Annotated in this window: 12 protein-coding genes; 6 read left to right on the forward strand and 6 right to left on the reverse strand. The window is 57.6% G+C overall.

Annotation, left to right across the window (positions count from 1 at the left end; translation table 11 throughout):
* Entirely contained in the window at positions 1-1,416 is a 1,416-nt protein-coding gene (locus NH461_RS00395) for a hypothetical protein (protein WP_261601409.1), read from the forward strand.
* A gap of 384 nt (positions 1,417-1,800) precedes the next feature.
* Positions 1,801-3,168 carry a hypothetical protein gene (locus NH461_RS00400; RefSeq protein ID WP_261601410.1) on the forward strand — a complete coding sequence of 456 codons (1,368 nt, stop codon included), beginning with the start codon at positions 1,801-1,803 and terminating at the stop codon, positions 3,166-3,168.
* A 32-nt stretch (positions 3,169-3,200) separates the two neighbouring features.
* On the opposite strand, the gene NH461_RS00405 is transcribed toward NH461_RS00400, so the two are convergent.
* The 3 genes from NH461_RS00405 to NH461_RS00415 all read right to left on the reverse strand — a co-directional run bounded on the left by NH461_RS00405 (position 3,201) and on the right by NH461_RS00415 (position 6,023).
* Positions 3,201-3,791 (reverse strand): TetR/AcrR family transcriptional regulator, encoded by a 591-nt coding sequence (locus tag NH461_RS00405; protein WP_261601411.1) that lies wholly within the window; start codon positions 3,789-3,791, stop codon positions 3,201-3,203.
* Positions 3,792-3,897: 106 nt separating this feature from the next.
* The gene (locus NH461_RS00410) at positions 3,898-5,334 is read right to left on the reverse strand and encodes a coniferyl aldehyde dehydrogenase (protein ID WP_261601412.1); all 1,437 of its coding nucleotides are present in this window, start codon (positions 5,332-5,334) and stop codon (positions 3,898-3,900) included.
* Positions 5,335-5,444: 110 nt separating this feature from the next.
* Positions 5,445-6,023 carry a tRNA-uridine aminocarboxypropyltransferase gene (locus NH461_RS00415; RefSeq protein ID WP_261601413.1) on the reverse strand — a complete coding sequence of 193 codons (579 nt, stop codon included), beginning with the start codon at positions 6,021-6,023 and terminating at the stop codon, positions 5,445-5,447.
* A gap of 176 nt (positions 6,024-6,199) precedes the next feature.
* On the opposite strand from NH461_RS00415, the gene NH461_RS00420 reads away from it, so the two are divergent.
* Entirely contained in the window at positions 6,200-6,658 is a 459-nt protein-coding gene (locus NH461_RS00420; RefSeq protein WP_261601414.1) for an EVE domain-containing protein, read from the forward strand.
* Between the two features lie 133 nt (positions 6,659-6,791).
* Here the strand turns inward: NH461_RS00420 and NH461_RS00425 are convergent, their stop codons facing one another.
* Positions 6,792-7,589 carry a Cof-type HAD-IIB family hydrolase gene (locus NH461_RS00425; RefSeq protein ID WP_261601415.1) on the reverse strand — a complete coding sequence of 266 codons (798 nt, stop codon included), beginning with the start codon at positions 7,587-7,589 and terminating at the stop codon, positions 6,792-6,794.
* A 98-nt stretch (positions 7,590-7,687) separates the two neighbouring features.
* Positions 7,688-8,689 carry an alpha/beta fold hydrolase gene (locus tag NH461_RS00430; RefSeq protein ID WP_261601416.1) on the reverse strand — a complete coding sequence of 334 codons (1,002 nt, stop codon included), beginning with the start codon at positions 8,687-8,689 and terminating at the stop codon, positions 7,688-7,690.
* Positions 8,690-8,942: 253 nt separating this feature from the next.
* Here NH461_RS00430 and rhtB point away from each other — a divergent pair, with 253 nt between their 5' ends.
* The 3 genes from rhtB (at position 8,943) to NH461_RS00445 (ending at position 11,931) form a co-directional block, all read left to right on the forward strand.
* Positions 8,943-9,560, forward strand: coding sequence for a homoserine/homoserine lactone efflux protein (gene rhtB / locus NH461_RS00435; protein ID WP_261601417.1), 618 nt, complete (start codon positions 8,943-8,945; stop codon positions 9,558-9,560).
* 81 nt (positions 9,561-9,641) lie between these two features.
* The gene (locus tag NH461_RS00440; RefSeq protein ID WP_261601418.1) at positions 9,642-10,901 is read left to right on the forward strand and encodes an EAL and HDOD domain-containing protein; all 1,260 of its coding nucleotides are present in this window, start codon (positions 9,642-9,644) and stop codon (positions 10,899-10,901) included.
* A 160-nt stretch (positions 10,902-11,061) separates the two neighbouring features.
* A complete protein-coding gene (locus NH461_RS00445) occupies positions 11,062-11,931 on the forward strand; it encodes an EamA family transporter (RefSeq protein ID WP_261601419.1) in 870 nt (289 codons plus the stop codon).
* A gap of 95 nt (positions 11,932-12,026) precedes the next feature.
* Here NH461_RS00445 and NH461_RS00450 read toward each other — a convergent pair whose 3' ends face one another.
* Complete coding sequence (locus NH461_RS00450) at positions 12,027-13,625, reverse strand: AbgT family transporter (protein ID WP_261601420.1); 1,599 nt, start codon at positions 13,623-13,625, stop codon at positions 12,027-12,029.
* Positions 13,626-13,796 lie beyond the last annotated feature (171 nt).

A 13,796-nucleotide genomic window follows, 5' to 3' on the forward strand; every position in this document is an offset into this window, starting at 1 on the left:
ATGAAGGTTAGTCAACACAACGCAATTCTTCCGCTGCTGATCAGCCTGGCGCTCGTCGGGTGTGGGGGTGGAGACAGCAACAATACAACACCAACGCCGGGGACGGGTACGCCGCCGGGGAGCGGTACACCCAATGCAGTGACGATTTCTGTCATTGACGGCTATCTGGGGGATGCCCGTGTGTGCGTCGATCGCAATCAGAATCGCAGCTGTGATGCGGATGAATGGTTGGCCGCGGCCACTGATGCGCGAGGGCAAGTGCAGCTCGCTGAAGCGGATACCCAGTATGGGGTGATCGCGCAAATCAGTGCCGGTGAAACCCGGGACAGCGATCGCATCGGGTATGTCGCGACCTCGTATCAGCTGTATGCGTCCCCCGGCAGTGCGCAGGTGACGCCGTTTACCACGTTGGCGACCTTAAAAAACGTCTCCCTCTCGACGCTGGCGAGTCAGCTGAGTCTGCCGGAATCCGTGATCAGTGGGGATTTTGTGGCCCAGAAAGCGGGCAATCCGGATGCGGTATATGCCCACCTGATGGCGCGCAGCCTGGTACCGCAGTTGGCTGGCACACTTGCAGAAAACGATGTCCCAGCACTGGAGACGGAATTAGCGTTGATCAAGACTGAGATTGATCGCCAGGTCAACCTCGGCACCGATCTCAACGCCATTGAGGTGCGCATTGATCACCAGGGACAGGCGGTCACCAAACGGCTGACCGGGGATCTGGCCGGTTATCTGGATAACAAAAGCTTCTGGTTTATTCCGATGACGAATGTTGATTTCATTCCGGTTCCGGTGACGTTCAAAGATCAAATCTATTCTTCGAGCATATCCGATCGTGTTTTTCCCTACACGGTTGAAGATAATGTTCTGCGTTTTGACCGTTTCAGTGACACCTTTATCCACGCTTCTGAGGATTTAGCCTTGAGTCTGAGCGAGGAAGGTCGGTTATATCTGTGGTCTGAGCAGGATTTTTGGGAGCAGGTGCTACCGCTGACGGCGGAGCGCTTTGCCGGAAAAACCTGGTATCACCTGCGTGATTTAGGTTGGAGTGACACCGAGACGAAGCCTGCTTTGACAAAACTTGATTTCGCCGAGAACAATGGAGTGACTGTGACGCCGCAAGGAGAAGCGGCCATTACCGGCAGTTGGGAGATGGTGACGTTGACACTGGCCGACAAATCGACCTTACTGACCTTGAGAATCACCCTGCCGGAAGGCACCAATAGTGAGGGGTTGGCCGGGGAGACTCAGTGGACGCTGGGTGCTGTACTCGATGCCGGTGAGTTGATCATGGTGTTCAATAACGATTCTGGGCTGGCTGCTGATGATCTCCTGTTCCAGGATCCTGCATTTGCCCGGTCTGTCGCCGAGGCGTGGGTGGCTGCGGTCACGGCTGCGAATAATGCATCTTAGCCGTCAATCAGTCCTGTTGCCGGAACGTGCCCGTTAGGGGGCGACCGGCGCCATAAGATCTGAAATGCCCCCGTCTGAAACGCTGGCTGTGCTGCCAGCAATGGGTTCTCGGCAGCAAAGTGGCCGTTGCCAGAAATGGCTGTGGCAAAAGTTCAGTACCAGAGGCTCCGGCAGCGCATTAGTCGTCGATGGTGAGGGTGTTTACGCCATGTGGCCCGAGATGTGGCGGTCATGCCGTTGGCCCCGCTCGGGGATATGACAAATGTCACGTTCGGCTGTGAAGGGTCACAAAAATTAAACAAATTGCTGTGATAGGTGAATTATTACTGTTGAATTTGACCAGTCTATTTTTTAGCCTGTTAAAAAATAATCAATAGGTTTCATATGAAGATTAGCAAATACAACATAAGTAAACGTCACCTAAGCCTCCCGCTGCTGATCAGCCTGGCGCTCGTCGGGTGTGGCGGTGGAGATGACAATGCGGCGCCCAAAGTCACGGTGATTGATGGTTACCTGAGTGATGCCCGTGTGTGTGTCGATCGCAATCAGAATCGCAGCTGTGATGCAGATGAATGGTTGGCCGCGGCCACTGATGCGCAAGGGCAAGTGCAGCTCGCTGAAGCGGATACCCAGTATGGGGTGATCGCGCAAATCAGTGCCGGTGAAACCCGGGACAACGATCGCATCGGGTATGTCGCGACCTCGTATCAGCTGTATGCGGCCCCCGGCAGCGCGCAGGTGACGCCGTTTACCACGTTGGCGACCTTAAAAAACGTCTCCCTCTCGACGCTGGCGAGTCAGTTGAATCTGCCGGAATCGGTGATCGGCGGGGATTTTGTGGCCCAAAAAGCGGGCAATCCGGATGCGGTATATGCCCACCTGATGGCGCGCAGCCTGGTACCGCAATTGGCAGAATCGCTTGCTGAAAACAATGTTACGGCACTGGAGACCGAATTAGCGTTGATCAAGACCGAGATTGATCGCCAGGTCAACCTCGGCACCGATCTCAACGCCATTGAGGTGCGCATTGATCACCAGGGACAGGCGGTCACCAAACGGCTGACCGGGGAACTGGCCGGTTATCTGGATAACAAAAGCTTCTGGTATATTCCGTTGTCGAATAGTGACCATATCCTTAATAAAATAATTTTGGAAGATCAGCTGTATAAGTCGGGTATGTACGGCAAAGATATCCCGTATACCGTTGAGGATAATGTCCTGAAATTTTACCTGTTCAGTGACACTTTTATCCACGCCACGGAAGATTTAGCCTTGAGCCTGAGCGAGGATGGTCGGTTGTGTCTGTGGTCTGAGCAAGATTTTGAGACGCGAGTACTCCCGCTGACTGCGGCGCGTTTTGCAGGAAAAACCTGGTATCACCTGCGTGATTTAGGGCAAAAAACGCCGGAGATGAAGCCGATCCTGACCAAGCTTGCATTGGCTGAGGACGGTACAGTGACAGTCACCCCGCAAGGGGAGGCCGCGGTGAGCGGTCAATGGGAGATGGTGGCCTTAAAGGACTCGACCCATTTGGGGCTGAAAATTACCTTGCCCCCAGAGACGAACAGCGCCGGTTTAGGCGGAGAAACTGAATGGACGCTCAGTGCCTCGCTTGATGCCGGAGAGCTGATGATTGTCAATAATGAAGGCTCTGCGTTGAAGGCCGATAACCTGCTGTTCCAGGATCCGGCGTTTGCCCGGTCCGTCGCCGAGGCGTGGGTGGCTGCGGTCACGGCCGCGAATGCGTCTTAGCCGCCAACCAGTTTGTTGCCGGGACGTGCCCGTTAGGGGGCGACCGGCGACAAGCCCTGCCATAAGATCTGAAATGCTCCCGCTTGAAACTCTGGCTGCGCTGCCAGCGCCGGGCTCTCGGCAAACAGAGCGGCCGTTGCCAGGAAATGGCTGTGGCAAAAGTTCAATACCAGAGGCTCCGGCAGCGGCGCGATCTGTCCTGCTGCCCGGGCCTGGGTGAGTAACGCAATTAAATAAGTCATCGACGTCGCCATCAGCGCGCGATGTTGTTCACTGCTGCAGTAAGGGTTGTGGGCCATGTGCTGCATAAAGCGGATCTTGTCCGGATGGCGCTGGGCCCAGGTCAGAGCCTGTTGCCAGCAATCACTCACTTTGTCCCGGAGTTCCTCGCAGGTTGGCGCGGGTTGCATCACCTGGCCGAGCTCGGTTTTCACCATCTGGTACAGGGCGAGGATCAGTTCCTGTTTGTTGGCAAAGTGGTGAAACAGGGTGCCGGTTGCCACATCGGCCTGTTTGGCGATGCTGGCGGTGGACGTAGCCTCGATCCCCTGCTGGGCAAACAGGGTCAGCGCGGCGTTGAGGATTTGCTGTTTCTTGTGGGTCATCGTGCTGCCGCTGGTCATGCATTTACTCGTCATGCTGTTGTGAGTGATGGTCCTGCCGGACATTATGGAATACTCGCGATGGATCCTATCATGGCGGCCCTGCATAGAGCAGGGCCGGGATGTGCTAGCGGAGGAAAAACGCCAGCATCAGCTTTTGTAACCAGCCGCCGTACGGCGGGGTGATCAGTTTGCCGGTGCTGAATTTGCCGCGGCTGAGCACGGTTTTGGCTTTGGAAAAGGTCAGAAACCCTTCCTTGCCGTGATAGTGACCCATCCCGGACGGACCGATCCCGCCAAAGGGCGCATCGTCGGCGGCAACGTGGAACACGGCATCATTGATGCACATCCCGCCAGCGTGGGTGGTGGTTTTGATCTGCTGTTGCAACGCCGGATCCAGGCTCATCAGGTACAGGGCCAGCGGACGCGGCTGGCGGCGAATTCTCGCCAGCGCCTCGTCCAGGCTGTGGTACGGGATCACCGGCAGCAAGGGGCCGAAAATCTCTTCCTGCATCAATTGTATCTGCTCGTTGGTCTCAAGCACCAGGTGAGTGATCATCCGGTGCTGCTCATCATCACGTGCCTCAGGATGGCAGGGGATCACCTTTGCGCCTTGCTGCTCGGCGTCCGCCAGCCATGCGCGCAGGCGATCATACTGCTTGCGGTTAATCACAGAAGTGAAATCGTTACTGGCGACCCCCTGGGGATACATGGCCTGAAATTGTTTCTGGTATTCGGCTACAAAGGCGTCGTGCTGGTCCGCCGGGACCAGCACATAGTCCGGGGCCACGCAGATTTGCCCGGCATTGAGGCTTTTGCCGTAAATCAGGCGCTCTACGGCCAGTGGGATCGGTATATCCGGGGCGATCAGGGCCGGGGACTTCCCGCCCAGCTCCAGAGTCACCGGGGTGAGGTTGTCGGCGGCGGCGCGCATCACATGGCGGCCGACCTGTGTGGATCCGGTAAAGAGCAAGTGATCAAACGGCAGCGCGCTGAACGCTGCCGCAATGTCGGCCTCACCCTCAATCACCGCCACAGTCTCCGGCTCGAACTGGCTGGCCAGCAAGTCGCGCAGCACCTGGTTGGTGGCCGGGGTAAATTCACTCAGTTTGATCATCGCCCGGTTACCTGCCGCCAGTGCGGTGATCAGCGGCCCCAGGCTGAGCATGACCGGGAAATTCCACGGCACGACAATGCCGACGACGCCCAGCGGTTGGTACACCACCTCGACTTTAGCCGGGGTGAGCATCAGACCGGCATGGCGCCGGGCCGGCTTCATCCATTTTTTCAGATGCTTGAGGGTGTAATTCAACTGGGCGACACAAGGCAGGATGTCAGCGATCAGGGTGTCGTGATGACTGCGGCGGCCATAGTCCTGATTCAGGGCTTCGCACAAGGCCGTTTTGTGGTTTAGCAGTGCAGCTTTCAGGGCTTTCAGCTGATGAGTACGCTGTTCGAGCGAAGGCATCGGATTGGCGCGAAATGCCGCTTGCTGCGCATGCAGGATCGCCTGCATCTGGGGACGGTCGGTGGCTTGAATCGGCAGTGTCTCGATGGCGGTCATGGCTGGCTCCCTGTGCTGTTTGCATCCGGTGCGGGTAATGGTTACGAAAAACCGACTAGTCAGTCGGTTTTGAAAGTATAGCCAACTTGCCTGAATGGCGCTTGAAATTTTTACCCTTTGCGATGACCGCTCTGCTCTGCCGGAAAAGTGTCGATAAAGGTTTGATAATAATGGCTGAGTTGCGCGGCTTGCTGCGGCTCGCCGATTAAATCGAGCAGGGCAATCCCGGCTTCGCAGGTACAGAGGTTACCGGCTTGCTGATTGCGGCGCAGGGTGTACGTCGAGGTATCGGTGACCGACAGGCTCAGGCGTGGTAAGTCGGCCAGCCAGGGACTTTTGCGCACCATCTTTCGGGCTTCCTGCCAGGTGGCATCGAGCACAATAAACAGCGGCTGTTTACTAGGCTCGGCCTGAAACGGTGCAGCCGGGTGCTGCGCGTCCGCAGGAAACAGCAGCCAGGGTTGTAGATCCGGCTGGCGCAACTGGTCCAGTAAGGTCTGTGGCGGATTGACCCGATCCCAGATCTCCCGGCGGCAGTGGGGCAGCGTCCGCAGCATCAGGGCCCCGGTATTGGTGGTTTTGCTCAGCTCGCGGGGATGGGTCAGCAGGACAAACCGGGCCTGGCTGGTCAGTGTCGGCTCGGCCGGGCAAATACAGTTATAGTGAAAATGGCAGCGGGGACAGGACACGCAGTGACTCTTCTTTCTTCAGATGGCGGCAGTGTGGCACAGTTCCGGCTGTGGGTGCAATCTTCCGTACCGGTCGGCGTAGCCGATGACTTGTGCGTCCCGGCGGCTATGGTAGGCTGGGCGGCTGAATGTATGTCACCCGCCGGATGTCCCGGCCACAACGAGTGAGAGGAACGATGGCCTATTGGTTATTTAAGACAGAGCCGGATACGTTTTCGATCGATACCCTGAAAAAGCAGACGGTGTCCTGCTGGGAAGGGGTGCGCAACTACCAAGCCCGGAACATGATGCGTGATGACATCAAGCTCGGCGATCAGGTGTTGATTTATCATTCATCGTGCAAGGATGTCGGGGTGGCCGGGGTTGCGACCGTGGTGAAAGAAGCTTATCCGGATCATTTTCAGTTTGACCCGGAGAGTCCGTATTACGATCCCAAGTCGGACCCGGACAATCCGCGCTGGGTGATGGTGGATGTCGAGTACCAGCGCCACCTGCGTCTGGTGTCGCTCAAACGAATCAAAGCCAATCCGGCGCTGGCTGAAATGCCGCTGGTGAAGCGCGGCAGCCGGCTCAGTATTATGCCGGTCACAGAAGCGCAGTGGCAGGAAATTCTGGCGATGACCGGTCAGTTCTGACCGCTCCGCCGACGCTGCCACAGGCCACCCTGAGCCTGTGGCAGTCGCGTGCTGCAATAAAAGCCGGTGCCCGTTAGGAGCAGCCCCCCGGTCCTCACCGGCCCTGGACTGCGGGCCTTTTATCGCCGGTCAATCACAACAAGTGCTCGGCCAGATAGCGGGCAACCGCTTCCTCGCTGCTGCTGCCGATGACGCCGTTATCCGGCAGGGCCTGCTTGACCTTCTCGTGGGCGGTGCCCATCACCAGCCCTTTGCCGGCCATGGTCAGCATTTCCACATCGTTCATCCCGTCGCCGAACGCCAGGCAGTCCGCCAGGGTGTAACCTTTCTCTTTCGCGACGGCTTCCAGCGCATGGCCTTTGGACACCTTGGCATCCATCACTTCCAGGCACCAGGGGGTGGAGAAAGCGATGTTGGCGCGATGGCCGAAGATCTGCTTGAATTTATCTTCCCACAACGCCAGTTGGTCATGGTCCTGATCGTCGCGGATAAAGAACACTTTGGCGACGCCTGCCAGCGGCGGGTTGTCGACATCGAACAGCTGGTAGGTAAAGGACTGGTGGTACTCTTTGAGGTTTTCATCTTCGGTGCTGATCAGCCAGTCGTCATTGCGGTAAATATGGATTTTCAGTGCCGGATCATGCTTGGTCAGGTCGATCAGGCCCTGGATCACTTCCGGATGTAAATCCTGCTGGAAGATGACTTCGCCCTGGCAGTTGTGCACCCGGGCCCCGTTGGAGGTGATCATGTACGCCGGGATCCCCAGCTCATCGCGCATGTCGGCCACGTCAATGTGGTGGCGGCCTGTGGCAAAGATAAAGTCCTTGCCTTGCTGGTGGAGGCGGGTGAGGACGTCCTTGGTGAACGGGGTGATTTGATGGTCCGGGGTGAGCAGGGTTCCGTCCAGATCGGATGCGACAATTTTATACATGGCAACTCTCGGCTGATTGAAACACGCCCCCCGGCGATGCGCCGGGGGAACAACACGGTCAATCTTAAACCAGTTTGGTGTCGAGAAAAGAGGTTAATTTACGGTTCGATCGTTTCCGCTTTCCGGAAATGGGCGATGGTTGCGCCTAACACGGGGTGACGGTATTTGTCTTCCTCAAAAAGCAGCTCGTGGCGGGCGCCCTCGATGATCTTGAGCTGGCAGTCGCGTCCGGCCTGCTGCATGGTGTGGCAGAACAGGTTCTGGGCCTGGTTATCGACAATGCTGTCGTCGCTGCCCTGAAGCAGCAAGATCGGGGTGGTGATATCCGGGGCGCGGGCAATGCAGCGCCGGGCCGCGGCCAGTCCCTGCCAGACCCAACGGGCACTGGGGCCGCCGATTTTCAGCTCCGGTTTCTGCTCATACAGATCGCGGAACCACTGGTAGCGGATCTGACTCTGGCACAGGGGGTTATCGGAAAACGGTTTTGGGTAGTAGGGAACCTGCCCCGGGGCATAGTTAGGCTGGCGTTGTAATTGCTCCACCACCCGGGCCAGTGGGGACGCGATGGGCTTCATCCAGTTGTTGATGTTGATCCCGTGCATCGGGGCACTGAGCACCGCGCGGTCAATCAGTCCCGGATGTTCGGCCAGAAACAGGCTGGCAATGGTGCCGCCCATGGAATGGGCCAGCATGAAGTGCTGGCGGTAGTCGCGCGGGGCAATTTCACGCTCGAAGAAGGTTTTGAGATCGGTGACATAATCATCAAATTCTTCGATATGACCCAGTTCGGTATCTTCGGCCAGCCGATCGGAGACCCCCTGACCGCGGTGATCCAGGGCGAACACATCATAGCCCTGCTGCACCAGGTCGTAGAACAGCTCCTGGTATTTCCAGTAACTTTCGATCCGCCCGTTGACCACAATAATGGCTTTATCGTGATTGAAGCCGGTCAGGCTGACCCAGCCGACCTTGAGCTGGTCGACGCCTTCGAACATCCCTTCCCGTCGGTGTTGCCACAGCGACGCCACCGGTCCGGCCATGGTTTCACCAAACTGGGATTCCCGGGAAAACTGAAAGTAATGTGGGGGTTGGACTGTCATGGCAATTCTCAACGTCGCAAATCATTTAATCGTCAGGGAAGCCGAGTGGAGAAAATCGGCAAAAATCTAGCTTCATTATAACCTGCTTTTCTTCCTGTCGGGGTGACAAGCATATGCATTGAGTGATCTGTTGTTAACCTCTGGTGTTTGTCGGTCGCCTTATCCTACATGGGTCGTTTATACTGCTGCGAGAATATGGGTGTTGGTGCCGGATGTAACCTCGGCGCCGACGATGAACAGGGGAAAGGGAAAGATGAGTGTTGAAATCTGGTTCGCCTATCTGGCAACGGCCGTGGTCTTTAGTTTGGCGCCCGGCTCAGGTACGGTGAACTCCATCAGTAACGGCATGGTCTATGGCTGGCGCAAGTCCCTGGCCTCGATTCTCGGGTTGCAGGTCGGGTTGGGCATTCATATTTTGCTGGTGGGCGTTGGCCTGGGCGCGATTGTGGCGCAGTCGGCTACGGCCTTCACGATGATCAAATGGGTTGGGGTGGTGTATTTGATCTGGCTCGGTATTCAGAAATGGCGTGAGCCGGCCCCAACTGCGGCTGCAGGTGCCAAAGGTGGCGCCAGTGCCTGGCAGCTGTTCCGTCGTGCGGTGTTGGTGAACCTGACCAACCCGAAAAGTATCGTGTTCCTGGTGGCCCTGTTTCCGCAGTTTATCGACCCCAACGGTTCGCAGTCCGGGCAACTGATGGTGCTCGGGATCACCACCTTAGTGATCGACGCGCTGGTGATGTTGGGCTATGTCACCCTTTCCTCCAAGCTGACCGGTTATTTACGCTCCGGTAAAGTGATGGGTGGCCTCAACCGGGTCTTTGGCTCGATGTTTATCGGCTGCGGCGCCTTGTTGGCCACCGCCAAAGCCTGAGCACGCTCAGGTGCCGGATTTTTGTTATAATGACAAACTATTTATTTACATCTTCACCAGTCGAGAGGCACTCAAGGCATTATGTACTCTTATGTCGCACGCCAGCCTATTTTTAACCGTAAGCAGCGCACGGTAGGCTACGAGCTGCTGTTTCGGGACGGCGAAAGTAATGCGTTTCCGGTGATCGAGGCGAATCAAGCGACATGTCGCCTGCTGGTTGAAAACTATATGGCTGTCGGGGACAACCCGGCAACGGCCGGTCAGCGTACGTTTATCAACTTTCCCCACGAAAGCCTGATACGCCTGTTGCCGCTGTTGCTGCCCAAGCGCAAGGTGATCATCGAGGTGCTGGAAACCTGTACGCCGGACGAGGAGCTGTTTGCGGCGATCAAGCATCTCTACCGCCAGGGCTATGTGATTGCGCTGGACGACTTTGAGCTGGATCCGCAATGGCATCGTTTCCTGCCGTATGTTCACCTGATCAAGCTGGACTTTATGACCCTCGGGGCCGAGAAGGCTTGCGCATATGTGCGCAAGCATCAGGATCGCAAGCTCAAGTTTCTGGCCGAAAAGGTAGAAACCCGGGAGGAGTTTGAAGCCGCATCGGAAGCCGGATTTCATTTCTTTCAGGGCTACTATTTCAGCAAGCCCGAGTTGATGAAAAATCGCCAGGTACAGCCGGAAAAACTTACCACGGTGCGGTTGTTGCAGGAAATCTGCCGTGAAGAAGTCAACTTTCAGCGGGTTGAGCAGATCATTGCCGGCGATGTCCCGCTGTCTTACCTGCTGCTGCGCTATGTCAATACGGCGGCGCACCGCACGATTGAGCCGATCAGCTCTTTTCGTCAGGCACTGGTGTATCTGGGTGAAGAAAAAGTCAAAATGTTTGTCAGCGCCGTGGCCACCGCGCACGCGGGAGTCGACAAACCCAAGGAGCTGTATGCCCTGTCTCTGCTGCGGGCCCGGATGTGCGAGATGCTGGCGGCCCACAGCCGTCTGGCACCGATGAAGGACAAAGCCTTCCTGACCGGGATGTTTTCCCTGCTTGATGCGTTGCTGGATAACACCCTGGCGCAGATCCTCGGCGTGCTGCCGCTCGCCGCGGAAGTCCGGGAAGCCCTGTTGCATCGGGAGGGGGATTTGGGCCAGATGCTGGCCCTGATTGATGCCTACGAGCAGGCCGACTGGGAGCAGGTGAGCGTGTGCTGCCGGGCACTGGCTATCCAGGAGTCTCTGGTCGCCAAAAGCTACCAGCAGGCGATGCGGTGGTCGCAGAATTACCTCGATACCTCGGCCAGCACCGCGGGGATCCCGCCACCGGCGGCTTCCCCGGATAGCTAGATCTGGCAGCGGGCCCCAACAGCGGGCGCTCGTGAAACTTTGGTGAAAACGCGGTCACAGGCTTTCTCTGTGGCCGCGTTTTTGTTTACACTGATTTTTCTTTTTGGACTACACAAGGTCGGAGGCTGCGGCCGTGTCGGGGATCGCTTTAGGATTAGTCATGTTGTCGGCCGTGATCCATGCCGCCTGGAATCTGCTGGGCAAATCGCGTAAGCCCTCACCGGCGTTTTTCGCGGTGGCCAGTCTCGGGGCCGGCGGCTTGCTGATCCCGGTGATGGCCGCTGTGTTGGGAAGGGCGGGGGTGTTGCCGGGCGAGTTCTGGTGGGTGTTGCTCGGCAGTGGCTTTTGTCAGATGGTCTATCTGGCCAGCCTGGCCCGGGCGTATCAGCAAGCCGACGTCGGCGTGGTTTATCCGATTGCCCGGGCGTTGCCGGTGCTGATGGTGGCCACCGTCAGCAGTCTGCTGGGGCAGGGGCTCCCCCCGCTGGCTTGGTTCGGGATGGGGTTGGTGACGGTCGGTTGTTTGTTGGTGCCGGTGGTGAGCTTTCGCCGCTGGCGCTGGCAGGCGTATGGTCAGGCCGGGTGTCTCTGGGCCTTGCTGGCTGCGCTCGGGACGGCGGGCTATTCGGTGCTTGATGATCGGGCACTGCTCCTGATGGCCGGCCACTTTTCGCCGGACATGGCACCGGCTCTGGTGGCGTTTACCTATTTGGGGATGCAGTTTCTGGTGACCGGCGCCTGGCTGATGCTGTGGTGCCTGCACGCTGCCGGGCGGGCGCAGCTGCGTCAGAGCGGTGCCGACTGGCGGGTCGCCCTGCTGACCGGGATCATGATGGGGGGAACGTATGGCCTGGTGTTGCTGGCGATGAGTCTGACCGAGAATGTCAGCTATGTGGTCGCCCTGCGCCAGCTCAGTATTCCGGTCGGGGTCGCGCTCGGGGTCTGGCTGCTGCGTGAGCCGGCGCATCGTCCGCGCTTGATCGGCGCAAGCCTGGTGTGTGCTGGGCTGGTGGCGGTGTCGCTGAAATAGCGGTGAGATGCCGGGATGAAAAAAGCCGGGACAGGTCCCGGCTTGTGAAGGTTTCGTCTGTGGTCTGCCGCGTGTTGGCTTAGCCGCCCACGGGATTAACCACCGACGTTGTAGTAGGTTGCAGCACCCGGACCAACCGGGATCCCCAGGATAAATACCCAGACGTAGAACATCAGGCTCCAGCCGACGATGAAGACCATCGAGTACGGCAGCATGGTTGAGATCAGCGTGCCCAGCCCAAGATTCTTCTGGTAGCGTGTGGCGACGGCCAGGATCATCCCGAAGTAGCTCATCATCGGGGTGATGATGTTGGTCACTGAGTCCCCGATTCGGTACGCCGCCTGAATCGTCTCCGGCGCGTAGCCGACCAGCATCAGCATCGGCACGAAGATCGGCGCCGTGACGGCCCACTGGGCAGAGGCGGAGCCAATCATCAGGTTGATGAAGCCACACATCAGGATAAAGGCGAAGAACAGGGCCGGTCCGGTCAGGCCGATGGTTTGCAGGAAGTCAGCACCGCCGACAGCAAACACCTGGCCGAAGTTGGTCCACTTGAAGAACGCTACGAACTGCGCAGCAAAGAAAACCAGTACAATGTACATGCCCATCGAAGACATGGACTTCGCCATGGCGTCAATCACATCCCGGTCATTCTTCATCGTCCCGACGACTTTACCGTAGACAAAGCCCGGGATGGCGAAGAAGACAAAGATAAAGGCCACAATTCCTTTCAGGAACGGGGAGCCGGCAACCAGACCGGTTTCCGGATGACGCAGGATGCCGTTTTCCGGCACGATGGTCAGGGCCAGCAGTACCGAGACCACCAGCGCAGCCAGACCGGCTGCCTTCAGACCTTTTTTCTCCAGCGCCGTCAGTTTGCCCATGTTGTCGCTACCCAGATCTTCGCTGGCCTCTTCCGGGTTGTATTGACCCAGTTTCGGCTCGACGATTTTCTCGGTCACGAAGGCGCCCATGATGGTGATGGCGAACGTCGATGCGAACATGAAGTACCAGTTCACTTCCGGACCCACGGTGTAGGTCGGGTCGATCATTTGCGCGGCAGTTTCCGTGATCCCGGACAGCAGCGGGTCAACCGTTCCCAGCAGCAGGTTGGCGCTGTAGCCACCGGAAACCCCGGCAAATGCTGCAGCCAGACCGGCCAGCGGGTGGCGACCCAGCGAGTGGAACAGCATGGCAGCCAGCGGCACCAGCACCACGTAGCCCAGCTCAGATGCGGTGTTGGAGACAATACCGGCAAACACCACTACCAGGGTGACCATGCGGCGTGAGGCGCCCATCACCAGGCCGCGCATCGCAGATGACAGCAGGCCGGAGTGTTCGGCAATCGCTACCCCCAGCATCGCAACCAGGACGGTACCGAGCGGCGCAAAGCCGGTGAAGTTTTTCACCAGGTTGGCAACGATTTTCTGTGCGCCGTCTTCGTTGAGCAGGCTAATCACATGGATCATGCCGTCGGCCGCGCGGCCGGGTGCGCCTTCCGGACGTGGGTCAACGACCGAGACGCCAAAATAACCGGCAATGCCGGAAGCAATCAGAATCGCCAGACAGAACAGGGCAAACAGGGTAATTGGGTGTGGCAGCAGGTTCCCCAGCCATTCCACAGTATCCAGAAAGCGGGTAAACAAGGCTTTCTTTTTGGGTTGCAGCGTTTGTTGTGAAGCAGATGAGTGCATCACGACCTCCATTTATCGTACTAATCCCATCAATGGGTACATCTCTTTTCGGTGGCGAAGGTTACGCTATTGTTAATACCTTAAACAAGGCAAAAGTATGTCTAAATATTTCAAATGGTGGTTTTTTGTCTAATTTTGGTTAGTAAATTGATGCAATATGCTGATTAACTC

The sequence above is a fragment of the Photobacterium sp. TY1-4 genome, from assembly GCF_025398175.1.
GTDB lineage: Bacteria > Pseudomonadota > Gammaproteobacteria > Enterobacterales > Vibrionaceae > Photobacterium.